The sequence below is a fragment of the Sulfitobacter pontiacus genome (assembly GCF_040790665.1).
GTDB classification, from domain to species: domain Bacteria; phylum Pseudomonadota; class Alphaproteobacteria; order Rhodobacterales; family Rhodobacteraceae; genus Sulfitobacter; species Sulfitobacter pontiacus.
Genome location: NZ_CP160850.1, coordinates 267,267 through 293,594, shown reverse-complemented (window position 1 = coordinate 293,594; position 26,328 = coordinate 267,267). Strand labels below are relative to the sequence as shown.

General features: G+C 58.4%; 16 protein-coding genes, 3 tRNA genes and 3 rRNA genes. 21 read left to right on the top strand and 1 reads right to left on the bottom strand.

Annotated elements, in window-relative coordinates:
- Positions 1 to 389 precede the first annotated feature (389 nt).
- Positions 390 to 1,085 carry a DnaA N-terminal domain-containing protein gene (locus AB1495_RS16335; protein ID WP_074637159.1) on the top strand — a complete coding sequence of 232 codons (696 nt, stop codon included), beginning with the start codon at positions 390 to 392 and terminating at the stop codon, positions 1,083 to 1,085.
- Here the strand turns inward: AB1495_RS16335 and AB1495_RS16330 are convergent.
- On the bottom strand, positions 1,082 to 1,822 hold the full coding sequence (locus AB1495_RS16330) for an IclR family transcriptional regulator (protein WP_074637179.1): 741 nt from the start codon (positions 1,820 to 1,822) through the stop codon (positions 1,082 to 1,084). The genes AB1495_RS16335 and AB1495_RS16330 overlap by 4 nt on opposite strands.
- Positions 1,823 to 2,013: 191 nt before the next feature.
- On the opposite strand from AB1495_RS16330, the gene AB1495_RS16325 reads away from it, so the two are divergent.
- The 20 genes from AB1495_RS16325 (at position 2,014) to AB1495_RS16230 (ending at position 26,300) form a co-directional block, all read left to right on the top strand.
- Positions 2,014 to 3,570, top strand: coding sequence for a M81 family metallopeptidase (locus AB1495_RS16325; protein WP_074637161.1), 1,557 nt, complete (start codon positions 2,014 to 2,016; stop codon positions 3,568 to 3,570).
- A gap of 30 nt (positions 3,571 to 3,600) precedes the next feature.
- Complete coding sequence (locus AB1495_RS16320; protein WP_037941349.1) at positions 3,601 to 5,208, top strand: ABC transporter substrate-binding protein; 1,608 nt, start codon at positions 3,601 to 3,603, stop codon at positions 5,206 to 5,208.
- 64 nt (positions 5,209 to 5,272) lie between these two features.
- Entirely contained in the window at positions 5,273 to 6,214 is a 942-nt protein-coding gene (locus AB1495_RS16315; RefSeq protein ID WP_005848795.1) for an ABC transporter permease, read from the top strand.
- 1 nt (position 6,215) lies between these two features.
- Positions 6,216 to 7,103 carry an ABC transporter permease gene (locus AB1495_RS16310; RefSeq protein ID WP_037941346.1) on the top strand — a complete coding sequence of 296 codons (888 nt, stop codon included), beginning with the start codon at positions 6,216 to 6,218 and terminating at the stop codon, positions 7,101 to 7,103.
- Between the two features lies 1 nt (position 7,104).
- Entirely contained in the window at positions 7,105 to 8,790 is a 1,686-nt protein-coding gene (locus tag AB1495_RS16305; RefSeq protein WP_074637163.1) for an ABC transporter ATP-binding protein, read from the top strand.
- On the top strand, positions 8,787 to 9,953 hold the full coding sequence (locus AB1495_RS16300) for a M20 aminoacylase family protein (protein ID WP_074637165.1): 1,167 nt from the start codon (positions 8,787 to 8,789) through the stop codon (positions 9,951 to 9,953). Before AB1495_RS16305 ends, AB1495_RS16300 begins: the two co-directional genes overlap by 4 nt.
- 70 nt (positions 9,954 to 10,023) lie before the next feature.
- The gene (locus AB1495_RS16295) at positions 10,024 to 11,163 is read left to right on the top strand and encodes a M20/M25/M40 family metallo-hydrolase (protein WP_074637167.1); all 1,140 of its coding nucleotides are present in this window, start codon (positions 10,024 to 10,026) and stop codon (positions 11,161 to 11,163) included.
- A gap of 520 nt (positions 11,164 to 11,683) precedes the next feature.
- Positions 11,684 to 13,143, top strand: a 16S ribosomal RNA gene (locus tag AB1495_RS16290).
- A gap of 248 nt (positions 13,144 to 13,391) precedes the next feature.
- Positions 13,392 to 13,467, top strand: a tRNA-Ala gene (locus AB1495_RS16285).
- 100 nt (positions 13,468 to 13,567) lie between these two features.
- Positions 13,568 to 13,644 (top strand) — tRNA-Ile (locus AB1495_RS16280).
- 605 nt (positions 13,645 to 14,249) lie between these two features.
- Positions 14,250 to 17,157: ribosomal RNA gene (locus AB1495_RS16275) — 23S ribosomal RNA — on the top strand.
- Positions 17,158 to 17,339: 182 nt separating this feature from the next.
- A 5S ribosomal RNA gene (gene rrf / locus AB1495_RS16270) occupies positions 17,340 to 17,454 on the top strand.
- The 16S, 23S and 5S rRNA genes sit together here with 3 tRNA genes alongside, the layout of an rRNA operon.
- A gap of 69 nt (positions 17,455 to 17,523) precedes the next feature.
- Positions 17,524 to 17,600 (top strand) — tRNA-Met (locus AB1495_RS16265).
- Between the two features lie 139 nt (positions 17,601 to 17,739).
- On the top strand, positions 17,740 to 18,318 hold the full coding sequence (locus AB1495_RS16260; protein WP_074637810.1) for an ImuA family protein: 579 nt from the start codon (positions 17,740 to 17,742) through the stop codon (positions 18,316 to 18,318).
- On the top strand, positions 18,290 to 19,732 hold the full coding sequence (locus AB1495_RS16255; protein ID WP_367581978.1) for a DNA polymerase Y family protein: 1,443 nt from the start codon (positions 18,290 to 18,292) through the stop codon (positions 19,730 to 19,732). Before AB1495_RS16260 ends, AB1495_RS16255 begins: the two co-directional genes overlap by 29 nt.
- Positions 19,729 to 22,992 carry an error-prone DNA polymerase gene (locus AB1495_RS16250; RefSeq protein ID WP_074637813.1) on the top strand — a complete coding sequence of 1,088 codons (3,264 nt, stop codon included), beginning with the start codon at positions 19,729 to 19,731 and terminating at the stop codon, positions 22,990 to 22,992. The genes AB1495_RS16255 and AB1495_RS16250 overlap by 4 nt, the downstream gene beginning before the upstream one ends.
- Positions 22,993 to 23,240: 248 nt before the next feature.
- Positions 23,241 to 24,179: a DctP family TRAP transporter solute-binding subunit gene (locus tag AB1495_RS16245; protein ID WP_367581985.1), complete on the top strand. Its 939-nt coding sequence runs from the start codon at positions 23,241 to 23,243 to the stop codon at positions 24,177 to 24,179.
- A 14-nt stretch (positions 24,180 to 24,193) separates the two neighbouring features.
- Positions 24,194 to 24,550: a cupin domain-containing protein gene (locus AB1495_RS16240; protein WP_005848253.1), complete on the top strand. Its 357-nt coding sequence runs from the start codon at positions 24,194 to 24,196 to the stop codon at positions 24,548 to 24,550.
- Positions 24,547 to 25,020, top strand: a complete 474-nt coding sequence (locus AB1495_RS16235) for a TRAP transporter small permease (protein ID WP_074637816.1) — start codon at positions 24,547 to 24,549, stop codon at positions 25,018 to 25,020. The genes AB1495_RS16240 and AB1495_RS16235 overlap by 4 nt, the downstream gene beginning before the upstream one ends.
- Positions 25,017 to 26,300: a TRAP transporter large permease gene (locus tag AB1495_RS16230; protein ID WP_074637818.1), complete on the top strand. Its 1,284-nt coding sequence runs from the start codon at positions 25,017 to 25,019 to the stop codon at positions 26,298 to 26,300. The genes AB1495_RS16235 and AB1495_RS16230 overlap by 4 nt, the downstream gene beginning before the upstream one ends.
- The last annotated feature ends 28 nt before the right edge of the window (positions 26,301 to 26,328 follow it).

Below are 26,328 nucleotides of genomic sequence, written 5' to 3'. Positions count from 1 at the left end.
CTATCTACTCGCGTTTTTAAGCCTCGAATTTCGAATAACGCGAATTCGGCAATTTGGCAAAACCTAATTTTCCCGAAATTCGCGCGCCGTTCCTGAAGAACGAGTTTATTACGCTGCGGTTAACGCGGGGCAAAGAGATTTTGGTGACAGGCAAGGGGCATATGACGCTGTTTTGGTGACAGAGATCCCCTGATATGGTGACACATTAGCGTCCCCCTTAACCTATTAACCTTTACCAAATTGAATTTGGATTAAGGAAAAGGGTAATTCCTGTTTTTCCCAGCGGGTTGACAGAAGACGGGATTTAGAGCTTTGTAGAAAGCATAAACGGAATCGGCTCAAAGAAGCTGACCGACAAAAATAAGACGATACATCGAGTAGGCAAAACCATGAACCCATTGCGGCTGACCGGCCCTGAAGCCGGGGTGATCAAGTACGACCTTTTGACCGCTTTGAGCGTGGTGGGGTTGAACGGATCACCGACCTTGCAGACCTCATTGATGCGGCTGATCGCGGCGGTGACCTCGCGGTATAATTGGCGCGCTGACGAGCTGAGCGTGGGCCAGCGGGATCTGGCGCGGATGTGGTCGGTGAATGAACGCACGGTGAAACGCGAGATCAAACGGCTGACGGATGCGCAGCTGTTGATTTGTACGCGCGGCGGCGTGCGGGGCAGGGTGGCGGCCTATCGGTTGAATTATGCGCAGATCGCGCGGCTGTCAGAGCCGTGCTGGCCGCTGGTCGGGCCGGATTACGATGCGCGGATGAAAGAGCGGTATCGCAGCGAAACCCCGGTCAAGGTGGTGCAACTGGCCGATTACGCGAAACCCGAGGCATCAGAGCCCGCGCAGGGCGGGCCGGGCACGTGGCAACGTGCGATGGTGACCCTGTCGCGGGAGAACGCGGATCAGTTCAAGGCGTGGTTCTCGCAGCTTGAATATGTGGCGTTCGAAGGGGGCGTGCTTGAGCTGCGCACCCCGAGCAAATTCGCGCAACGCTATATAGAGACACATCTTCTGCGCCCACTTGTCGCGGCGGTGGAGGCAGAGTTGGGGCCGGTGACGCGGATCGAATTCAAGGGCTAGAAACTGCCACTGATGGCGCGGGCGGCTTCTTGGGCGATGGGGGCGGCGCGGCGGGCGAAGTCTTCGGCGCTCCATTCAGAGAGCGAGCCGGCGATGTGGATGGCCCCCAAGGGACGGCCCTGACGGTTGACGACGGGCACACCAATGGCGACTTCGCCCAAGACGAATTCATTCTGGACTTGCGCAAATCCGTCTCTACGGGCCTGTTCGAGACTGTTCATGATGCTGTCGGGGTCCACGTTGGTGTAAGAGGTATAGCTGTGCAGCGGGAAGCGATTGATGATCTCACGCGCTTCTTCCGGGGGCAGGGCGCAGAGGGTCGCGCGGCCGCCTGCGGTGCAATAGGTGGGGACGCTATGGCCCACAAGCGTGGCGTAGAAGGTCTCGCGTTTGCTTTGCATGCGCAGGGCATAGATTACGCGGGTTTCATCATAGAGGCTGAAGTCGATCCGTTCGGCGATGGATTTGCGCATCTCGAGGATAACGGGGGTGGCGACCTGCACCACGGGGTCCAGACGCAGGGTGTCGTGGGTGTGGTCGAGCAAGCGCAATCCGGGCAGGTAGCCGCGGTCATCGGGGCTGCGCCGGATGTGTCCCAATGTCATGAGCGTATGCACAAGACGTTGCGCAGCAGATCGGTCGATCTCTGCCTTCGTGGCGATGTCTGACAGGCTGAGCGGGCCGTCGGCCTCGTGAAACGCGCTGAGCACATGGATGGCGCGGGCGGCGGAGCGCACAAAGAGCCTATCGGCATCTGCCTGAAAATTAGACGCGACAGAGGAATGTGGTCGTTTGGGGTCAGGCATTGAGCGCTCCGGGTTGACGCGAGGATAGGTCAGTGCCTAGCATCGTATGGCAATACAGCCGTATCGCCAAGCAATACATTCAACCTTGTGAAGCGATACAAGATTTAAAGGTGGGTTCCCCGATGCGCGTCGCCATGGCCGGATTTCTTCATGAAACCAATACCTTTGCGCCCGAGCCTGCGGATATGGCGGCCTTCAAGGCCGGTGGCGGTTATGTCCCTATGGTGGGTGGCCCCGCGATGATCGACGCCTTTCAGGAAGTGAACCTTGGCATGACCGGTGCGTTGAAGGTCGCGAGGGATTCGGGTTGGGATGTGGTGCCTGTTCTTTGGGCGGGGGCTATTCCATCGGCACCTGTGACGCAGGATGCGTTCGACACTATTCTGGGCGAGATTCTGGACGGGCTACGTGCCGCCGGGCCGTTGGATGGTGTGTTTCTGGACTTGCACGGCGCGATGGTGGCGACGCATCACCATGACGGGGAGGGCGAGATCGCCCGTCAGGTACGCGCATTGGTGGGGCCGGATGTGCCGATTGCCGCCGCGTTGGACCTGCATGGCAATATCTCGGAAGAGTTTGTGAACACGGTGGATGTGCTCGCAGGGTTCCGCACCTATCCGCATATCGATATGGCCGATACCGGTGCCGCAGCGGCGCGGTTGCTGGATCATGTGATGCGGACCGGCACGCGCCCGGCCAAAGCGTTCCGTCGCATGTCCTATCTGGTGCCGATCCCGTTTCAGACGACGGATATGCAGCCGGCCAAGGGATTGTATGAAAACCTGACAGAGGTTGAGGCGCAAGGCGCACTGTCAGCGTCGCTGTTCATGGGCTTTCCGGCGGCGGATATTGCCGATTGTGGCCCCACGGCGGTAGCCTATGCCAAGACTCAAGCGGCGGCGGATGCCGCAGCAGATGCGGTGGCGGATGCCTATGCCGCTGCCGAATCCGAGTTCGACAATGATACATTTACCCCCGACGCGGTGGTTGCCTATGCGTTGCGCGCGGCAAAAGGGGCAGGGCAGGGGCCTGTGGTGATTGCAGATACCCAAGACAACCCCGGTGCGGGTGGGGTGTCTGCCACGACGGGGATGTTGCGGGCCTTGATTGATGCTGATGCCCAAGACGCGGCGATCGGGCTGATCGTAGACCCGCATTCCGCCGCCCAAGCCCATGAGTTGGGGGAGGGCGCGCGCGCTGTCTTCCGCATTGGCGGGCACCCCGGTCTGCCCGACGATAGCCCCGTCGAGGTCGAGGCCGTTGTCGAAATGCTGTCGGAGGGCAAAGTGAAAGCCACCGGCCCATATTACGGTGGGACGATGCTGGATCTTGGGGCCTCGGCCTGTTTGCGCATCGGTGGCGTGCGGGTGGCTGTCACAACGCGGATTGCGCAGATGGCCGACCGCGAGATGTTCCGCTTTGTCGGGATCGTCCCAGAGACGCAGAAGATTGTCGTCGTCAAAAGCTCTACCCATTTTCGGGCCGATTTCACCCCGAGTGCGCGCGAGATTATTGTCGCGCGTGCCCCCGGCCCCATGCCGTTCGACCCCGCAGACCTGCCCTTTACGCGGTTGCGTGAGGGGTTGCGGCTTTCTCCTAACGGTCCCGTTTTCGGGGCCGCGCGTGCGGCTGCTGCACGCCCCGATACCGGCGGATCAACCGGCGGTGTCCAAATATAACAATGACCACAACCAACATGGGAAATTGATATGCTGACTTTACGACCCACATTGAAACAAAGCCGGGGGCTGGCGGCGTCGCTGATGACCACGGCTGCGCTGCTGGTGCCTGCCGCGAGCTTCGCGCAGGAAGAAACCACGATCACGGCGGTCATGCACTCGGGCCTGCGGGTGCTGGATCCGGTGATCACCACGGCGCACATCACACGTGACCACGCCTATATGATCTATGACGTGCTGACGGCGGTGGACGAGAATTTCACCCCGCAGCCGCAGATGGCAAGCTGGGAGACATCCGACGACGGGCTGGTCTATACGTTCACCCTGCGCGACGGGCTGGTTTTCCACGATGGCGCGCCTGTGACCGGTGCCGATGTTGTTGCCTCTCTGACCCGTTGGGGCAAGCGCGACAGCGGCGGGCAGTTGATCTTTGACGTGACCGAAAGCCTTGAGGCGACCGATGACAAGACCGTTGTCTGGACGCTGACCAAGCCCTTTGGCCCGCTGATCGACGTGATTTCCAAGCAATCCGCGGTGCCGCCGTTCATCATGCCGGCGCGTGTTGCCGAAACCTCTGCCGATGAGACGATCACGGAATACATCGGCTCCGGCCCCTTTGTGTTTGATCAGGACGCCTATGAGCCCGGCGTGTCGGTGACCTATGAAAAGTTCGACGACTATGTGCCGCGCGACGAGCCCGCATCCTGGATGGCAGGCGGCAAGGTCGTGAATGTGGACAAGGTTGTCTGGACCACGATGCCCGACGCGCTGACCGCGCTGAATGCGCTGTCCGCAGGCGAGATCGACTATCTTGAGCAGGTCCAGATCGACCTGATGCCGATCCTGTCGGGCAACGAGGATGTCGTCGTCGAGAAACGCGATGATCTGGGCTATGTCACCATCGGGCGTCCGAACTTCTTGCATGCACCGTTTGACAACAAGCTGGTGCGTCAGGCGGCGATGGCGGCGCTGGATCAGGAATCCATGCTGGCGACGATGCAGGGTGATCCTGAATACTACAAAGTCTGTGGCGCGATCTTTGGCTGTTCTACCCCCTTGGGAGACGAGGCGGGATCTGACTTGCTGACCGGTGGCGCGAATACCGAGCGTGCCAAGGAACTGCTGGAAGAAGCGGGCTATGACGGGACGCCGATTGTCCTGATGGCCCCGACCGATGTGATCAGCCTGAACAACCAGCCTGTGGTTGCAGCCCAAGCGCTGCGCGAGGCGGGGTTCGAGGTCGATATGCAGTCGATGGACTGGCAGTCGGTCGTGCAACGCCGCGCACAGCAGTCGCCGGTGGCCGAGGGCGGGTGGAACCTGTTCTTCACCAACTGGATGGTGCCCGAAGTCTCTGACCCGCTGGTCAACGTGATGTTGAACGGCCGCGGCGATGATGGCTGGTTCGGCTGGCCCGATGACCCCGAGATCGAAGCCATGCGGACCGAGTATGTCTCGGCCAGCGACGACGCGACCAAGAAAGAGATCGCGACGCGTATTCAGGAGCATGTGATGGACAACGTGAACTATCTGATGATGGGCGAATACATCATCCCGCAGGCGCGTCGGTCCAATATCGAAGACATGATCCCGTCGCCGGTGCCGGTGTTCTGGAACATGACCAAAGCGGCAGAGTGATCTGCCTTGAGAGGCGCGCTGCGATGCGCGCCTCTCACCCCTACGACCGCAAGGAGCCTTCGGCATGTTTTTCTATATCCTCAAGCGCATATTGGCCACGATACCGGTGATGGTGATCGTTGCGATTTTTGTGTTTCTCTTGCTGCGGCTGACGCCCGGTGATCCTGCCGCGATCCTTGCCGGTGATGCTGCCACCCCTGCGCAGCTTGAACGTATCCGTGACAGTCTGGGGTTGAACGACCCGCTGCTGGTGCAGTTCGGCACATGGATGGGCCAGCTGTTGCGCGGTGATCTGGGCACATCGCTGCTGTCGAATACCTCGGTTGCGGGGATGATCGGCGACCGTTTGGGGCCGACGTTGAATATCGCGCTGATGACGATTGTGATCTCGGTCGCTTTGGCCGTGCCGATGGGGGTGATTGCCGCCTGGCGGCACCGGTCCTGGGTGGATTTCCTTGTGATGTCATTTTCGGTGCTCGGCTTTTCCGTGCCGGTCTTTGTCATCGGCTATATCCTGATCCAGATTTTCGCCATCGACCTGAAATGGGTGCCGGTGCAGGGCTATAAATCGCCGACCGATGGCATCGGACCGTTCTTTAGCCGTGCAATCCTGCCGTCGCTGACGCTGGCCACGATCTATATCGCGCTGATCGCGCGGATGACGCGGGCGTCGATGCTCGAAGTGTTGGGCGAGGATTATATCCGCACCGCCCGCGCCAAGGGGGTGCGCGAGAATGTCGTGCTGTTCCGCCATGCGCTGCGCAATGCGGCGGTGCCGATCCTGACCATCATCGGCACGGGGTTCGCGCTGCTGATCTCGGGCGTGGTAGTGACTGAAAGCGTGTTCAACATCCCCGGGATAGGGCGGCTGACCGTCGATGCCATTCTGGCGCGCGACTATCCGGTTATTCAGGCGATGATCCTGCTGACCGCGGGCATCTATGTGACGGTCAACCTGTTGATCGACATTTCCTATTCATTCTTCGATCCAAGGATCCGGTACTGATATGACGCAGATCCCAAGCTCTCGGCACAGCGCCTTTCAGGTTGTGACCGGTTTATTCTCTGTCCCCAAAGCGATGCGGATCGGTGTCGGTCCGACGATTGCGGCGGTGATCCTTGTGGCGATTGTCCTCGCGGCGGTGCTGGCCCCTTACTATGTGCCCTATAACCCGCTTGAGATGAATGCGATGGCGCGGCTGAAGCCGCCGTCGGATGATTTCTTGCTGGGCACGGACCCTTACGGCCGCGATATCTTTAGCCGCGTCGTGACGGGGGGGCGTGTGTCGCTGCTGATTGGTGTCGGGGCGGCGGTGGTCAGTGTCGCCGTGGGGCTGCTGATTGGTCTGGTCGCGGGGTATTTCCGGCTGGCCGACAGTATCATCATGCGGATCATGGACAGCCTGATGGCGATCCCCGCGATCCTACTGGCGATCGCGCTGGTCGCCCTGAACGGGCCGAGCGTGACATCGGTGATCATCGCGATCACCGTGCCGGAGGTGCCCCGCGTCGTGCGGCTGGTCCGGTCGGTGGTGCTGACCGCGCGCGAAGAACCCTATGTCGAGGCGGCGATCGCGCTTGGATCGTCCATGCCCAAGGTCTTGTTGCAGCATCTGATGCCCAACACTTTTGCGCCGCTGATCGTGCAAGGCACCTATATCTGCGCCTCTGCCATTCTGATCGAGGCGATCCTGAGCTTTCTGGGGGCGGGCGTGTCGACCGAGATCCCCACATGGGGGAATATCATGGCCGAGGGACGGAGCTATTTCCAGATCAAACCGGGGCTGATCTTCTGGCCGGGGTTGATGCTGTCGCTATGTATTCTGGCGATCAACCTGTTGGGCGACACGGCCCGCGATATCCTTGATCCACGTATGAAAAAGCGGGAGGTGTGAGATGGAATTCAAGTCCAAAGACTTTACCGATGCCAAACGCGTTCTGAAAATACGCGGGCTGACGGTGGGGCTGGCGGGGCGGCCCAAGGCCGATCCGGTGTTGCGCGGGATTGATCTGGATATCCGCGCGGGCGAGACCCATTGTCTGGTGGGCGAAAGCGGGTCGGGCAAATCTGTCACCTCGCTGACGGCCATGGGGCTGCTGCCCAAGGATGCGCTGGAAATTCAGGGCGGGTCGATTGACTTGGAAGGGATCGAGATCACCCAAGCCAAACCAGCGCAGATGCGGGCCTTGCGGGCGCGGCGGATCGCGATGATCTTTCAGGAACCGATGACCGCGCTGAACCCTGTTTTGCGGGTGGGCGAGCAGATCGAGGAAGTGCTGAACATGCACAGCGATCTGTCCCGCGCCGAAGCCAAGGCCCGCACCATCGATATGATGGAGCAGGTGCATCTGCCGGATGTGGAACGCATCTATGCAGCTTTCCCGCATCAGCTGTCAGGCGGGCAACGGCAACGGATCATGATCGCGATGGCGTTGATCCTTGACCCTGATCTGTTGATCGCGGACGAGCCGACGACGGCGCTGGATGTGACGACGCAGTTGCAGATCCTCAAGCTGATTGCAGAGATGCAGGAACGCCACGGCACGGCGGTCCTGTTCATCACCCATGACATGGGCGTGGTGGCTGAGATCGCGGATACGGTTAGCGTCATGCAGAAGGGCCGCATCGTTGAAAGCGCGCCGATCCGGCAGCTCTTGACCGCGCCCAGGGAAGACTACACCCGCAAGCTGTTGCAGGCGGTGCCCAACCTTGATCCGCGCGCCCCTCGGGCACCGGCAGAGGCGCGGGATGTGATCACCGTGGACGGGCTAGAGATGACCTATGGCGGGGGCGGTTTCTTTCGCGCCAGCCAAGGGGTGCGGGCGGCGCAGGATGTGAATTTCACCATCCAGCCGGGGCGCACCCTTGGGATCGTGGGCGAAAGCGGGTCGGGGAAATCCACCGTGGCCCGTGCCATCATGCGGCTGATCGACCCTACGGCGGGAAAGGTGACCGTTGCGGGGACCGAGATCGCCAAGCTGTCGCGCCGCCAGTTGCAGCCGCATCGCAAGCATTTCCAGATCGTGTTTCAAGATCCTTACCGGTCGCTGAACCCGCGCTGGACCGTGGCGCGCAGCCTCTGCGAGGGGCCGATCAACTTTGGCACCAGCCGCGCCGATGCGATGGAGCACGCCGCCGAACTGATGGAGCTGGTGGACCTGCCGCGCGATGCGCTGGATCGCTATCCGCATCAATTCTCGGGCGGGCAGCGCCAGCGGATCGCCATCGCGCGCGCCGTTGCGATGAAGCCCGACCTGCTGGTCGCGGACGAGGCCGTGTCGGCGCTGGATGTCAGCGTGCAGGCGCAGGTGCTTGATCTGCTGGACGATGTGCAGGAAAAATTCGGCATCGCGATGCTGTTCATCACCCATGACCTGCGGGTCGCAGCGCAGATTTGCGACGAGGTGCTGGTGATGCAGAAAGGCGTTGTCGTCGAACATGGGCCCGCGGGCGAGGTGCTTGCCGCGCCGCGCCATGACTACACCCGCAACCTGATCGAGGCCGCGCCCGGCCGGCATTGGGATTTCGCCAACTTCCGTGCGCTGGACCGCACGCCCCCCGTGACAGGAGCCACCCTATGACCACCATTCCAAAGATCGAATCCTTTGCCAGCGATCTGACCGCGATCCGTCAGGATTTCCACGCCCACCCCGAGTTGGGGTTCGAAGAGGTGCGGACCTCGGGCATCGTGGCGGCGCAGCTGCGCGCCTATGGGGTGGACGAGGTACATGAGGGCATCGGCGGCACCGGTGTTGTCGGGCTGATCAAGGGGCAGGGGGGTGGCAACCGCCGTGTGGGTCTGCGCGCCGATATGGACGCGCTGCCGATCGATGAAACCTCGGGCGTGGCCTATGCCTCGACCAACCCCGGGCGGATGCATGCCTGTGGTCACGACGGTCACACCACGATGCTGCTGGGGGCCGCGCGCTATCTGGCCGAGACGCGGGATTTTGACGGCACCGTGGTGCTGATCTTCCAACCCGCCGAGGAAGGTCTGGGCGGTGCGCGCCGCATGATCGCCGAGGGGCTGTTTGAACGCTTCCCCTGTGACGAGATCTACGGGATGCACAACGATCCGAATTCGGAACCCAATGTTGTGTCTGTCACGCCGGGGCCTGCGATGGCAGGGGCGAGCTTTTTCGACATCACGATCAAGGGCACCGGCAGCCACGCCGCCGCGCCGCATCAGTCGAAAGACCCGATCGTTATCGGGTCCGCTTTGGTGCAACAGCTGCAAAGCATCGCCAGCCGCAATATCATCCCCACCAAGCCCATCGTTCTGTCGGTGACCAAGTTCAATGCGGGCTCTGCCTATAACGTGGTGCCCGATACGGCGACGATCGCCGGCACCATCCGCTATTTCCATGACGATGTGTCCCAGCTTGCCGATCAGCGCATCCGCGATATCTGCGCGGGCATGGCGCTGTCTTACGGGGTGGAGATTGACGTGGATCTGCGCAATGTCTTTGATGTGCTGATGAACGATCCCGACCTGACCACCGCCTATGTCGCAGCCGCCGCAGATGTGGTGGGCGCTGACCTGTCGTCAGAATCGACCGAGCAGGCCACCGGATCAGAGGATTTTGCCGATATGCTGAAAGTCGTGCCCGGGGCCTATTGCCGTGTCGGACACGCGGGCAATGTGCCGCTGCATAATCCGGGCTTTGTGCTGGATGACGCGATGCTGCCTGTGGGGGCATCGATCTATGCGCGCATCGTGGAAACACGTCTGCCCAAGGCCTGAAGTTACGCTATCATCAAAAACGTCTGGCGGCGCCGCAGATCACGGCATCGCACTAGGGAGGAGACCCGACATGACCAATCCGCTTGAGCTGCCGTTTGACACGGACGAGATGATCGCAGGGCTGCGCCCCTGGATCGAAACCGAAAGCCCGACCTTTGACGCGGGGGCCGTGAACCGGATGATGGATCTGGTGCAGCATGATTTGGCGGCCTTGGGCGCGCGGGTTGAGCGGATCCCGGGCCGGATGGGGTTCGGCGACAGCGTGCGTGCCACCATGCCCCACCCCCGTGCGGGTGAGGGGGGTATTCTGCTCTTGGGGCATATGGATACGGTCCACCCTGTAGGCACGTTGCAAAAGCTGCCGTTCCGCCGCGAGGGGGGGCTTTGTTATGGCCCCGGCCTGATGGATATGAAGGGCGGCAATTATGTCTTCCTTGATGCGCTGCGCAAATTGCTGGCCGCCGGGTTCGAAACTCCGCTGCCCGTCACGGTGTTGTTCACGCCGGATGAAGAGGTCGGCACACCGTCGACCCGCGCGCTGATCGAGGCCGAGGCCAAGCGCCATAAATATATCCTTGTGCCCGAACCTGCCTGCCCCGACGGCGGCGCGGTGATCGGGCGCTATGCCATCGCGCGGTTCAACCTGCAAACCCGCGGCAAACCCAGCCACGCGGGATGGGCGCTGAAGGATGGCGTGTCGGCGATTGCCGAAATGGCAAAGCATGTCGCCGTGATCGAAGGCATGACCAGCGACGACTGCACCTTCTCGTTGGGCGTGTTCAACGCAGGCCAATGGGTGAACTGCGTATCTTCGGTCTGCGATGCCGAAGTTCTGTCGATGGCCAAGACACAAGAACAGCTCGATGCGGGCGTCGCCAAGATGATGGCCTTGAACGCGGATCAGGGGAATGTGGTGATGGAGGTCACGCGCGGCGTGACCCGCCCCGTGTGGGAACCGGACCAGCCCGGCACGATGGCGATGCTGGGGGTGGCGCAAGAGATCTCGCGCGAGCTGGGGTTCGAGATGACCGGCCAATCGGCAGGCGGCGGTTCGGACGGGAACTTTACCGGTTACCTCGGATTGCCCACGCTCGATTCCATCGGGGTCCGGGGGCAGGGGCTCCATACGTTGAACGAACATATCGAAGTCGACAGTCTGGTAGAGCGCGCAAAGCTGGCCGCGGGGCTTTACTGCCAGCTTGGGGCATAGGAGCCGGAATGGGGGCACAGCGCCAGCAGCACGCGATATCAGCGTGGTTCCGAATAAAATCGAAAAAAACGAAGTTTTTTGAAAAAAGCTGTTGCAGCCCCCAAATCACAGGTCTATAGAGCGTTCTACCGGAGACGCAGACAAGCAGACACGGGGCGCTAGACGGGGACGACGGGTTACGGTTCGGGTCTTACGTAGCGGGAAAATTCTGAGGTAATTGAGGCGGGGCGCGCTGAGAAGTTTACGGCGCATCTTGGTTTCTTTTGTCTCGACGCTCTTTGAAATTGATAGATATCTGAAGAGATATGTGGGCGGTTTGGTTCATTCGATGGATCAACGTCTGTATATCGCGCTCTTAGGCTTCGGCCGATGATGGAGTGTCAGCTTCACTGTTTGGACGGCTTGTTGTTACTTTGGTAACTTTAAGCACTTCAAACGGAGAAAACGCCTGTATCATTCAGTAAGTGATGCAGGTTTGATGTGCAGAGGTTCGACGTCAAGGATACGCAGTAATGCGTTTCAACTTGAGAGTTTGATCCTGGCTCAGAACGAACGCTGGCGGCAGGCCTAACACATGCAAGTCGAGCGCACCTTCGGGTGAGCGGCGGACGGGTTAGTAACGCGTGGGAACATACCCTTTTCTACGGAATAGCCTCGGGAAACTGAGAGTAATACCGTATAAGCCCTTCGGGGGAAAGATTTATCGGGAAAGGATTGGCCCGCGTTAGATTAGATAGTTGGTGGGGTAATGGCCTACCAAGTCTACGATCTATAGCTGGTTTTAGAGGATGATCAGCAACACTGGGACTGAGACACGGCCCAGACTCCTACGGGAGGCAGCAGTGGGGAATCTTAGACAATGGGCGCAAGCCTGATCTAGCCATGCCGCGTGTGTGATGAAGGTCTTAGGATCGTAAAGCACTTTCGCCAGGGATGATAATGACAGTACCTGGTAAAGAAACCCCGGCTAACTCCGTGCCAGCAGCCGCGGTAATACGGAGGGGGTTAGCGTTGTTCGGAATTACTGGGCGTAAAGCGTACGTAGGCGGATTGGAAAGTTGGGGGTGAAATCCCAGGGCTCAACCCTGGAACTGCCTCCAAAACTATCAGTCTAGAGTTCGAGAGAGGTGAGTGGAATTCCAAGTGTAGAGGTGAAATTCGTAGATATTTGGAGGAACACCAGTGGCGAAGGCGGCTCACTGGCTCGATACTGACGCTGAGGTACGAAAGTGTGGGGAGCAAACAGGATTAGATACCCTGGTAGTCCACACCGTAAACGATGAATGCCAGTCGTCGGGCAGTATACTGTTCGGTGACACACCTAACGGATTAAGCATTCCGCCTGGGGAGTACGGTCGCAAGATTAAAACTCAAAGGAATTGACGGGGGCCCGCACAAGCGGTGGAGCATGTGGTTTAATTCGAAGCAACGCGCAGAACCTTACCAACCCTTGACATCCTGTGCTAACCCGAGAGATCGGGCGTTCACTTCGGTGACGCAGTGACAGGTGCTGCATGGCTGTCGTCAGCTCGTGTCGTGAGATGTTCGGTTAAGTCCGGCAACGAGCGCAACCCACATCCTTAGTTGCCAGCAGTTCGGCTGGGCACTCTAAGGAAACTGCCCGTGATAAGCGGGAGGAAGGTGTGGATGACGTCAAGTCCTCATGGCCCTTACGGGTTGGGCTACACACGTGCTACAATGGCAGTGACAATGGGTTAATCCCAAAAAGCTGTCTCAGTTCGGATTGGGGTCTGCAACTCGACCCCATGAAGTCGGAATCGCTAGTAATCGCGTAACAGCATGACGCGGTGAATACGTTCCCGGGCCTTGTACACACCGCCCGTCACACCATGGGAGTTGGTTCTACCCGACGACGCTGCGCTAACCTTCGGGGGGCAGGCGGCCACGGTAGGATCAGCGACTGGGGTGAAGTCGTAACAAGGTAGCCGTAGGGGAACCTGCGGCTGGATCACCTCCTTTCTAAGGATGATCTTAGCAGCGAGAACTTGTTCTCACTCGTAGATCACTTAGCAGGTCAGTAAACAAAACTGACCATATTCAAGGCATCGCAAGATGACCTTTCGGACCGAGCCGTCCTCATATCTCTTCAGCAAGCGTCTCACGCAGTGAGGCGCGAAGCCCCGACAGGGTATTTGCACAGCAAATGTCCCGGAAGGGGTAGGGTTGCTTCATGCAGCCAACGTAACACGCAGCCCTCGGGCTACGCTGGGGCCTTAGCTCAGCTGGGAGAGCGCCTGATTTGCATTCAGGAGGTCAGGAGTTCGATCCTCCTAGGCTCCACCAAGCATACGGCCCTTGAATAACCGCTTGGGCTGGTCCCTCTCGGGACATTCCTTCGGAATGCCCTGCCGGGACGTCGCGGTTTTGCTTTGCAAAACACGCTGGGTCGGTAGCTCAGGTGGTTAGAGCGCACGCCTGATAAGCGTGAGGTCGGAGGTTCAAGTCCTCCTCGACCCACCAAGATCTTTGCCAGCTAAAGATCGTCGCCCAAACAGGGTTTTGCGCAGCAAAGCACGCGTTGGGCAAGCACACGATTTGACCATTAAGCACTGTTCGCAGTTCTTAATCGTCCAATCGGACGGCGCGCAAGCGTATGGGTGACATTCCTTTGGAATGCATCTGATTGACATCGTAAAGAGAGATACAGTTACTTTAAGAGTAATCTTGAAGTAACAAACAACACGATCTGATCGCACCGCGTTAGGTGATGATCTCGGTTGCTGCTCCTATTGGAGCCGGCGTTTACTTGACTGTTTCCTCGGTCTTTTGAACGTATCGCGACTGAAAGCGACGTGTTGTCCAAGTCAAGTACACTAACCAGAGTAGTGACGCCTGCTTCCTGCACGGAAGGTAGGCTAGATGCACTACTCGCTGTCCACTCTGAGAGAGTGGGCGGGTAAAAGTATGCTTTTGATCTGGAATAAGGGAAGACAGTTTCTTACCAGCTTCTGTCTCCCGCGTTGGACTGACGTCCTGCACTCTACCGGCCGTTTGAGGGTCTAAATTGTCCTCAAGTAGCCGAATAGGCGGTAGGACATTAAATCAGTCTTTCTTTTTCTGGATCAAATCAAGCGCGAAAAGGGCGTTTGGTGAATGCCTTGGCAGTAAGAGGCGATGAAAGACGTGATACTCTGCGATAAGCCATGGGGAGCTGAGAATAAGCTTTGATCCATGGATTTCTGAATGGGGCAACCCACCTGATTGTTTATTGTTGTCCTACCGCTTTGCTACTTGAGGACGTAAGTTCGCAAGGTGCAGACGGTGGGTTCATCAGTAAGCAGAACCAGGTATTTATAGACTGAATACATAGGTTTATAAAAGCAAACCCGGGGAACTGAAACATCTAAGTACCCGGAGGAAAGGAAATCAATTGATACTCCCCTAGTAGCGGCGAGCGAACGGGGACCAGCCGAGCCATGAGTGTGGTTAGAATGCGTTGGAATGCGCAACCAAAGTGGGTGATAGTCCCGTATAAGAAGCATGATTGGACGTATTAAGTAGGGCGGAACACGTGAAATTCTGTCTGAAGATCGGAGGACCACCTTCGAAGGCTAAGTACTCCTTACTGACCGATAGTGAACCAGTACCGTGAGGGAAAGGTGAAAAGCACCCCGACGAGGGGAGTGAAACAGTACCTGAAACCGAACGCCTACAATCAGTTGGAGGGTCTTTACGGCCTGACAGCGTACCTTTTGTATAATGGGTCATCGACTTGGTCTCACAAGCAAGCTTAAGCCGTTAGGTGTAGGCGTAGCGAAAGCGAGTCTTAATAGGGCGTTGAGTTTGTGGGATCAGACCCGAAACCGAGTGATCTAGGCATGGCCAGGTTGAAGATAAGGTAACACTTATTGGAGGACCGAACCCACATCCGTTGAAAAGGATCGGGATGAGCTGTGCCTAGGGGTGAAAGGCCAATCAAACTCGGAGATAGCTGGTTCTCTGCGAAATCTATTTAGGTAGAGCGTCATCCGAATACCCTCGGGGGTAGAGCACTGGATGGGTAATGGGGCCCCACAGGCTTACTGATCCTAACCAAACTCCGAATACCGAGGAGTACTAGATGGCAGACACACAGCGGATGCTAACGTCCGTTGTGAAGAGGGAAACAACCCTGACCTACAGCTAAGGCCCCTAATTCATGGCTAAGTGGGAAAGCAGGTGAGACGACCAAAACAACCAGGAGGTTGGCTTAGAAGCAGCCATCCTTTAAAGATAGCGTAACAGCTCACTGGTCTAAATAAGTTGTCTTGCGGCGAAGATGTAACGGGGCTCAAGCCATGAGCCGAAGCTTAGGATGCATTAATTGCATGGTAGCAGAGCGTAGTGTGACATAAGACTTATCTTTATTATCGCTTAACGTCTGTTTGGTACGTGTAAACGTGCTCAAGTAGCCGTAGGCGGTAGCACAAGATAAAGTCTTTTCTGTGAAGCCGGCGCGTGAGCGATCCGGTGGAGAGATCACTAGTGAGAATGATGACATGAGTAGCGACAAAGAGTGTGAGAGACACTCTCGCCGAAAATCCAAGGGTTCCTGCTTAAAGCTAATCTGAGCAGGGTAAGCCGACCCCTAAGGCGAGGCCGAAAGGCGTAGTCGATGGGAACCAGGTTAATATTCCTGGGCCAGATGGAAGTGACGGATCTCGAGGGTAGTTCATCCTTATCGGATTGAATGGGCTGCTTAGAGGTCCCTGGAAATAGCTCCATCGCTAGATCGTACCCTAAACCGACACAGGTGGATAGGTAGAGAATACCAAGGCGCTTGAGAGAACTATGTTGAAGGAACTCGGCAAAATACCTCCGTAAGTTCGCGAGAAGGAGGCCCGGTTCCTAGGCAACTAGGGGCTGGGGGCACAAACCAGGGGGTGGCGACTGTTTATTAAAAACACAGGGCTCTGCGAAGTCGTAAGACGACGTATAGGGTCTGACGCCTGCCCGGTGCCTGAAGGTTAAAAGGAGGAGTGAGAGCTCTGAATTGAAGCCCAGGTAAACGGCGGCCGTAACTATAACGGTCCTAAGGTAGCGAAATTCCTTGTCGGGTAAGTTCCGACCTGCACGAATGGCGTAACGACTTCCCCGCTGTCTCCAACATAGACTCAGCGAAATTGAATTACCGGTCAAGATGCCGGTTACCCGCGGTTAGACGGAAAGACCCCGTGCACCTTTACTACAACTTCACACTGGCATTAGGCCGAACATGTGCAGGATAGGTGGTGGGCTTTGAAGCGTGGACGCCAGTCTGCGTGGAGCCTCCCTTGAGATACCACCCTTGTTCTGCTTGATGTCTAACCGCGGTCCGTTATCCGGATCCGGGACCCTGTGTGGTGGGTAGTTTGACTGGGGCGGTCGCCTCCTAAATCGTAACGGAGGCGCGCGAAGGTTGGCTCAGAGCGGTCGGAAATCGCTCGTTGAGTGCAATGGCAGAAGCCAGCCTGACTGCGAGACTGACAAGTCGAGCAGAGTCGAAAGACGGCCATAGTGATCCGGTGGTCCCAAGTGGGAGGGCCATCGCTCAACGGATAAAAGGTACGCCGGGGATAACAGGCTGATACTGCCCAAGAGTCCATATCGACGGCAGTGTTTGGCACCTCGATGTCGGCTCATCTCATCCTGGGGCTGGAGCAGGTCCCAAGGGTACGGCTGTTCGCCGTTTAAAGAGGTACGTGAGCTGGGTTTAGAACGTCGTGAGACAGTTCGGTCCCTATCTTCCGTGGGTGTAGGATACTTGAGAGGAGTTGCCCCTAGTACGAGAGGACCGGGGTGAACGATCCACTGGTGGACCAGTTGTTATGCCAATAGCAGTGCTGGGTAGCTATGATCGGACAGGATAACCGCTGAAGGCATCTAAGCGGGAAGCCCCCCTCAAAACAAGGTATCCCTGAGAGCCGAGATAGACCATCTCGTCGATAGGCCAGAGATGTAAGCGTAGTAATACGTTCAGTTGACTGGTACTAATTGCTCGATAGGCTTGATTTGATCCAGTAGAAGAAAGACTTCTTACTAGGACAAAAGCATACACATACAATCAGTTGTACTGACTTGGACAAATCCTCACCCAAAAAGGTGGGGGGCGGGAACGCGCATCCTTCGGATACGCTCTCTCCCGCTTGTTGCTCTTTTGCCAATGGCAAAAGGAACAACATAGAGGTTTTACTCGGTTTGGTGGTCATAGCGTAAGCAAAACACCCGATCCCATCCCGAACTCGGCAGTTAAGTGCTACTGCGCCAATGGTACTGCGTCTTAAGACGTGGGAGAGTAGGTCACCGCCAAACCTAGCAAAACCTCTACGTATCTCTCAACGATGACAATTAATAAGCCAATACAAAAACATTGGCACCCGGCGCGGGATGGAGCAGCCCGGTAGCTCGTCAGGCTCATAACCTGAAGGTCGTAGGTTCAAATCCTACTCCCGCAACCAAATACAAAAATACGATATAAAAAACGCCGCATGTGGCGTATCGCCCAAGCGGGCGCTGGTCACGGCTGGATGAAAGTTCAGTGGCGGGTCAAGATGTCTTCAATGTGCATCTTTTGTTCCGTCTTGTATGATCTGAGCCATGGCCCAGTTCGAATCTCACTTTCCGCTCAAGAATACCCGCACCCATGAGGTTTGCGGGGCGTCTGCCTATGCTTTTGCATATGCATTGGCCGGTCAGGTCTGTGGCGCGAATGGCGGGGCCGCGCTTTGGGTGCGTGAGGCATGGCACGGCACGCAGATCAATCCGGTGGGGGGCGCGGCATATCTTGATCCATCGCAACTGCTGATCGCGCAGGCACCGCGTCATATTGATGTGCTCGCCTCGACCGAGGAGGCGTTGCGGTCGGGGCATGTGGCAGTGGTGATCGCAGAGCTCACACAGCCCATTGGGTTGACGGAAGGGCGGCGTTTGCAACTGGCTGCGCAAGAAGGGAACGCCACAGGGCTTTGCATTTTGCCCGAAGGAATGGGGAACAATGCTGCGCAGACCAGATGGCACTGCACCCCTGTTTTTGATGAAGGCAACACAGCCGAGGACTCGACTCTGCAAAATTGGAAACTTATAAAGAACAAATCAGGAACATTGGCGGCTTGGACTGTGAAGTGGAATGCGCAAACGCGTCGCATCAGTGTGGTTTCCCCGACTGCCCAGCGATAGGGTGCTGCGCGCGCGGACGCGTGAGGCCGCCAATAGCGATCGCCCTTTCGCGCTGGTGCAACACGCGAAAAATACCGACCGCATCTACTGTTTGAACCAAGCGGCAGAGGCGCAGGGGTTGCATCGTGGCATGGGGTTGTCAGATGCCCGTGCCTATTGCCCCGAGCTTTACAGCGCAGCAGCCAACCCCCAAGAGGACGCGCGGTTTTTGCAATCACTTGCCCGGTGGAGCAAACGATACTGCCCTTGGGTGGGGGTGGATGGGAGGGATGGTTTGGTCCTGAACATCACCGGGTCAGTGCATCTGTTTGGCGGTGAGGCGGAAATGCTGGATGATATGCGTCACCGTCTTGCGCGTGCGGGGCTGAACGGGCGTATCGCGGCGGCCGATACCCGCGGGGCAGCTTGGGCGCGCACGCATTATGCCCGCAAGCCCGATGCGGATATCACTGCATTGCCCGTTGCTGCGCTGCGTCTTGACGAGAAAACTGACACGGCGTTGCAGCGGCTTGGCCTGCGAAAAATCTCGGACCTATTGGCCTTGCCCCGCATGACAATCGCGCGTCGTTTCGGGCCGAATGTCATGTTGCGACTGGATCAGGCAATGGGCACCCAGGACGAGACGATCACACCGATTGGCGAGGTACCGCACTATGCTGTGCGCATGACATTGCCCGAGCCGATCGGGCTTAGCGCTGATGTGATGGCGGGCACGAAAAGGTTGCTGGATCAGCTTTGCGACAAGTTGAAACGTCAGGCCATGGGGGCACGGCGATTGCAGTTAACGATGCGGCGGGTGGATCAGGGCGCGCAGCAAATCGAACTGCGTCTTGCGGCACCCATGCGCGATGCAATGCGTATTTTGCCCTTATTTGACCGGGGGATCCGGACTGCGGATGCGGGTTTTGGCATCGACCAGTTACGGCTTGAAGCGACGCAGGTTGAAAACCTTGCCGACGCGCAAATCACCGCCGCCACGGCTGCGCGCCCTGACGGGCTGGAGGATCTGATCACCCGTCTTGGGAACCGGATCGGGCTTGAAAACATTCAACGTTTTCTACCGGCAGACAGCCATATCCCCGAGCGGAGCTTTCAAATCGTACCAGCGGCCTACAGTACCGCCACGGGATCATGGTCCACGCTGCGGCCGCGCCCTTTGTGCCTGTTCCCGCCGGAACCTATCGCAGCCAGCGGGACACGGCCCCCTGCACAGTTTCGCTGGCGCCGGATGTCGCTGACCACGGGGCGGGCGACAGGGCCTGAACGTATCGCCCCTGAATGGTGGTTGCCAGATGACAACTGGCGGTCAGGTGTGCGGGATTATTGGAAAGTGGACACAACGCAGGGCCGGCGCTTGTGGTTGTTTTATACGCCGCAAAACCCGAACTGGTTTGTGCAGGGTGAATTTCCATGAAGGCGCGAAACCCGTCTCTGGATCCCGGCTATGCGGAACTGTGTTGCACGTCTAACTTTACGTTCCTGCGGGGGGCATCCCACCCAGAGGAATTGGTCTCTCGGGCGGCCCAGTTGGGGCTGAACGCCTTGGCCATCACAGACCATAATTCGCTGGCCGGGGTCGTTCGGGCCTATTCCGCTCTGAAAGAGCTTCGCCGCGAGTTGGGGGCTGATGCACCCTTGCCAAGGCTTGTCATCGGGGCGCGGCTGATCTTGCGCGATAGCGATACCCATTGGGTCGCATTGCCCCACGACCGTGAAGCCTATGCGCGGTTGACGCGGTTATTGACCCTTGGCAAACGACGTGCCCCCAAAGGGGCCTGCTATCTGGACCTGCCCGATCTGGTTCAAGGCTGTGCGGGCATGAGCTTGATTGCCGTGCCGCAAGCGTCCCTAAAAGCCAGCCAGCCCGATATTGCGACGCTGAAAAAACACTTTCCTGCGGATGTCTTTGTCGGTGTCGCGCCGCGCTATGATGGCAGTGATCAACGCTATTTTGATGCCTGCGCCACCCTCGCGCATCGCACCGCAGCGCCGATGGTGGCCGTGGGGGATGTGTTGATGCACCACGGTGCGCGACGGCAGTTGGCTGATGTTCTGACCTGCCTGCGCCACAATATTACGATCGATCAAATCGGCACGCGTGCCTTACCCAACGCTGAAAAACGCCTCAAGCCCGAAGCTGACATGAAACGCCTGTTCGCCCGTCACCCGGCGGCCTTGCGCCGCACGACACAGATCGCGGCCAGATCCAGCTTTTGCCTGTCCGAACTCAGCTATGATTACCCGGACGAGATCGCAGACAATGAAACGCCCCAAGACCGTTTGGCGCGGTTGGCGTCCGAGGGGCTGAAGGTCCGCTATCCCAAGGGGGCACCCGCGCGGGCCATTGCGCAAATGGAAAAAGAACTGGCGTTGGTCAAGACGCTCGATTTTCCGGCCTATTTCCTCACGGTGCATGACATCGTTCAATTCGCGCGCTCCAAGGGGATCTTGTGTCAAGGGCGGGGGTCCGCGGCCAATTCGATCTTGTGCTATCTGTTGGGCATCACCGACGTCAGCCCCGAGACGATTACCATGGTGGTGGAACGCTTTGTGTCAGAACATCGCGGAGAGCCGCCGGATATCGACGTCGATTTCGAACATGAACGCCGCGAAGAGGTCATCCAGCATATCTACGCCAAATACGGCCGGCACCGCGCCGGGCTTTGCGCCACGGTGATCCATTTCCGCTCGCGCGCGGCGATCTCCGAGGTGGGTAAGGTTATGGGCTTGTCCAAGGATGTCACGGCCAATCTCTCCGGGCAAATCTGGGGCACCAGCAATGGCGGGCCGGACCCCGAGCGCGTTAAACAACTGGGGCTTGATCTATCGGAACCGCGTCTGGCGCTGACCATCAAGCTGATTGGTGAAATCATCGGGTTTCCGCGACATCTGAGCCAGCATGTCGGCGGGTTTGTCATCACCAAGGGGCGATTGGATGAGCTTTGCCCTATCGAAAACGCCGCGATGGATGACCGCACGATCATCGAATGGGACAAGGATGATATCGACGCTCTGAATATTCTGAAGGTCGATATCCTGTCGCTTGGGATGCTCACCTGTATCCGCAAAAGCTTTGATCTGATCGCGCAACATGGGGGCAAAGAATACAGCATCGCCAGCATACCCCAAGATGATGCGCAAACCTATGACATGCTGTGCGTTGCGGACGCCATTGGTGTGTTTCAGGTGGAAAGCCGCGCGCAGATGAACTTTCTGCCGCGGATGAAGCCCCGTGAATTATATGATTTGGTGATCGAGGTGGCGATTGTGCGCCCCGGCCCCATCCAGGGCGGCATGGTACACCCCTATATCAATCGCAGGCAGGGGAACGAAGCCGTGGTTTTCCCCTCGAAAGAGCTGGAAGACGTGCTGGGCAAAACGCTTGGCGTGCCATTGTTCCAGGAACAAGCCATGCAGATCGCTGTGGTCGCAGCCGGGTTCCTGCCAAGCGAGGCAGACCAGCTGCGCCGGTCTATGGCGACCTTCAGGCGGATGGGTACGATTGGCCAACTTCGCGATAAATTCATCAATGGCATGTTGGCGCGGGGCTATGAAAAAGCTTTCGCCGAGAATTGCTTTTCCCAGATCGAGGGCTTTGGCGAATACGGTTTCCCTGAAAGCCATGCCGCTGCTTTTGCAATGCTTGCCTATGTATCGGCCTGGCTGAAATGCCACCATCCGGCAGCCTTTGCCTGCGGGTTGCTGAATGCGCAGCCTATGGGGTTTTATGCGCCCGCCCAGATCGTGCGCGATGCCCGCGAGCATCACATCGAAGTGCGCCCCGTCTGCGTCAACACAAGCGAATGGGACAACACGCTTGAAAAGCGCAGCGATGGGGCGCTGGCTTTGCGATTGGGATTTCGCCAGATCAAAGGCTTTCGTGAAGAGGATGCAGGGTGGATCGTTGCCGCGCGTGGCAATGGCTACCCCGATCCCGAAGCTTTGTGGTTAAGGGCAGGGCTTTCGCCCTCGGTTCTGGAACGTTTGGCCGAAGCCGACGCCTATGCAGGGCTTGGCTTGGGACGACGCGACGCCTTGTGGGCGGTAAAAGCGATCAAAGGCAATGCGCCCTTGCCGTTGTTCAATGATACGATCGAGGGCGAGGGCATTGCGGAACAGCCCGTCACCTTGCCCGCCATGCATTTAGGGCAGGAAGTGGTCGAGGATTACGTGGCCATGCGCCTGTCGCTGAAAGCCCACCCGATGGAGCTGTTGCGCCCGGCCATGACGGGGCTGACACCTCATGACGCGCTGCCCGAGGTGCCTTTGGGGCCTATGGCACAAAGGCCCATTTCTGTCTGCGGTCTGGTGATCACGCGGCAACGGCCCGGTACGGCATCGGGTGTCGTTTTCCTGACGCTTGAGGATGAAACAGGTGTGTCAAATGTGGTGGTCTGGAAAAAGGTCTATGCACAATTCCGCCGCGCGGTGATGACGGGGCGCTTGCTGCGTATCACCGGCCATGTACAACGCGAAGGTATCGTGGTGCATGTGATTGCGCATACCATCGAAGACGTGTCGCACTATCTCAGCCGTCTCGGCCATCCGATGGATGATGCGGTAGGCATCACGCAACCCCAAGCCGACGATGCACCAAGATCCCGCACCCAACCCCGTGCCATGCACCCCCGCGATCAGGCCAAGCGCTTGTTTCCAAGCAGGGATTTCCACTAACGTGTCACTCAGCAGGGCGACCCATGAGCGGGCGCGCATGATGTGGGCAAGCCTTCACGCCGCGCGAAAGTGCAGTCCTGTGGTCAGACCGTTGAGCATTCAAGAAAGCTTTTTCAATTATAGGTCCAGCCTATTTGCGTAAAAACGGCGATCCGTATTTCTTCTGTTCAAAATAATGCTCAACAGGAGAGACCAAAATGAAATCCCCCACCACATTGATCAAAGGCGGCCTGCTGGCGGCCAGCCTTATGGCCTTTGCGCCGCTTGCCGCTCTGGCAGATGACGTGTCGATCCGTCTTGGCCACGTTCTGCCGGAAAGCCACAGCTGGCACGTTGCCGCCACTGGTTTCGCCGAAGAGGTCAACAACCGCACAGAAGGTCGCGTTTCGATCAAGGTCTTCCCCTCCGGGCAGCTTGGCAGCGAAAAGGAAGTGATCGAGGGGCTGCAATTCGGGTCGGTGCAGGCCGGGCTGATCGGTTCTGGGTCGTTCCAGGGGATTGAGCCGCGCATGGGCATCATCGAGATGCCCTATGCTTGGGGCGCGCGCGATCAGGCCTTTGCCGCGCTTGACGGCGATCTGGGCGTTGCGCTGGCCGATATGCTTGATGGCAAGGGGATCAAGGTTCTGGGCTGGTGGGAAAACGGTTTCCGCAACATCACCAATAACGTCCGCCCCGTTGAAAAGCCCGAAGACCTCGCCGGTCTGAAAATCCGTGTCACGCCCGACAAAGTGCGCTTGGCAACATTCGATGGTCTGGGCGCAGAACCGGCACCCCTGTCGTTCGGTGAGCTATACTCCGCGCTGCAACAGGGGCTGTTTGATGCGCAGGAAAACCCGCTGGCAATCATCTATTCCGCGTCCTTCTTCGAAGTGCAGAAATACGTCTCGCTGTCTGAACACATCTGGGGCGCTGCCACGCTGACCATGTCGAAATCTGTCTGGGACAAGATCTCTCCCGAGGATCAGACCATCGTCATGGAAGCCGCCACATCCTGGGGCCTGAAACAGCGCGACATGGTTGCCGCCGCCAATGACAAGCTGATCGCCCAGCTGGAAGCAGAAGGCATGCAGTTCAACGAGGTCGACAAAGCCGCCTTTATCGAAGCGGTCGAACCGATTTGGGAAAGCCAGAAGGACGTTTATGGCGAAGAGCTTCTGACCATCCTGGACCAGTACCGCAAATGACTTTGCGGCCTGAAATGACACAAGTTGCATCGGTCGAGCCGGTGCAACTTTACGACTTCACACAAAAGGTGCTGTTTTCCCCGGCTCAACGCGGCGAGGGCTTTATCAAGCTTTCGGTGACCACCGGTAAGAAAGGCGCGAAGTCTACCGCGCACAGCCATCCCCGCGACGAGGTGACGCTGACGCTGAAGGGCGAGGCGATCTTGCGGGCAGGGGGCGAGGAATACCACATGACCGAAGGCACGGCCATGCGCCTGCCACCGGGGCTTGACCACACGGTCGAGGTGATTTCGGACGAATGGGTCGTCGTCGCGGCCTATTGTGACGAATGCATGCTCTGCCGCGGCCCAGAAGGATTTTTGAAACCATGACTTTCAGGAACGGGTCGCTGCGGGCGGCCATTCTTATCGACCGCGCGGCCCGCTGGGTTGGCGCGGCGCTGGTGGCGGGGTTTGCGGCGATGGTCGTCTATGTCGTGATCTCGCGCTACCTGTTCTCCTCAACCCCTCGCTGGGCCGAGGAACTGCCCCGCATGGCGCTGGTCTGGCTGACCTTTGTGGGGGCCATTTCGGGGTTTGTGCGGGGCACGCATTTCCGTGCGGGGTTGCTTGACCTGGTGACCATGCCCGCACCGCTGCGCCGGGTTTTTGCCGTTCTGGCATGGCTGGCGAGCTTCGTTTTTCTGGCGGTGTTCATCTGGACCGGCTGGAAGCTGACCCAGATCACATGGGCGCATCAGACCACCGCGCTCTCGCTGCCGGTGGGGCTTTTTTACCTTTCACTCCCCGTTTGCTGTGGCGTTGCACTGCTGGGCCTGATCCTGAAAGGGGGCCGCACATGAGCCTCGCGCTTGCTTTGCTTCTTGTCGTCTTCGTCCTCTTGGTGCTGCTGGATGCGCCCATTGCCGTGGCGCTTGGTCTGTCATCGATGTTTTATTTGGTGATCGCCGATGCCGCGCCCCTGATCGTTGTGGCGCAGCGCGCGGTGGCGGGGATCAACAGCTTTACACTGCTGGCTATTCCGCTGTTCCTGCTGGCGGGTCTGCTGATGGTCCACGGCGGGCTTGCGCCGCGGATCATCGCGCTGTGTTCGGCCCTTATCGGGCGGCGCACCGGCGGGTTGGCGATGGTGATGATCATCGCCTGTATGATGTTCGGGTCGCTTTCCGGCTCCGGCGTGGCCGACGTGGTGGCCATTGGCACGATGATGCTGCCCGCGATGAAGGATCAGGGCTATGCCCCCGGCTTTTCAGCCTCTGCCTTGGGCTGTGCTGGTTCGCTTGGTACCGTTATCCCGCCGTCAATCGTGCTGATTGTCTACGGCACCGCCACCAACAGTTCGATCGGCCAGCTTTTCGTGGCTGCGATCATCCCCGGCATCCTGCTGGGCCTCGGCCTCATGCTGGTGGCGTGGTGGATTTCGCGCCGCAACGGATGGCAAGGCGGAGAGCCTTTTTCCTGGGCTGAGCTGGGACGTGCCGCCAAGGGCTCGATCCTGGCGATGCTGGCACCGATCATCATTGTGGGTGGCATTCGCCTTGGCATCTTCACCCCGACCGAAGCTGCGGGCATCGGCGTGGCCTACGCGCTTTTCATCGGCGTTTTCGTCTATCGCGCGCTGTCACTTTCCACCCTGATGCGACTGTTGCGGGAAACCACCGAGATGACAGGGGTGATCCTGCTGGTGATCGCTTCGGCCTCGGTCTTTGGCTGGATCCTCGCGGCCGAGCAAGTGCCGCAGATGGCGGTCAACGGTATCACGCAGGCCACGCAAAGTGGCACTGTCGCCTTGTTGATGATGATGGCGGTCCTGTTGATCCTTGGCACTTTCATGGAAAGCATCGCGATCATCCTGATCCTTGCGCCGGTGTTCCTGCCGATCCTTGGCCACTACGGCATCGATCCGGTTTACTTCGGCATCCTGCTGACCATCAACCTCGCCATTGGTGCCAATACGCCCCCGTTGGGGATCGACCTGATGGCCGCCTGTCGGGTGGGTGAAATCCCGCTCAGCGCGTCGTTCAAATACTTGATCCCGTTCCTTGGCGTGATGGTCGGCGTGCTGCTGCTTCTCGTCCTCTTCCCTGCACTGATTACCGAACTTCCGGGCATCCTGTTTTGATCCCGGCCCTCGAAAGAAAGAAGGTTTC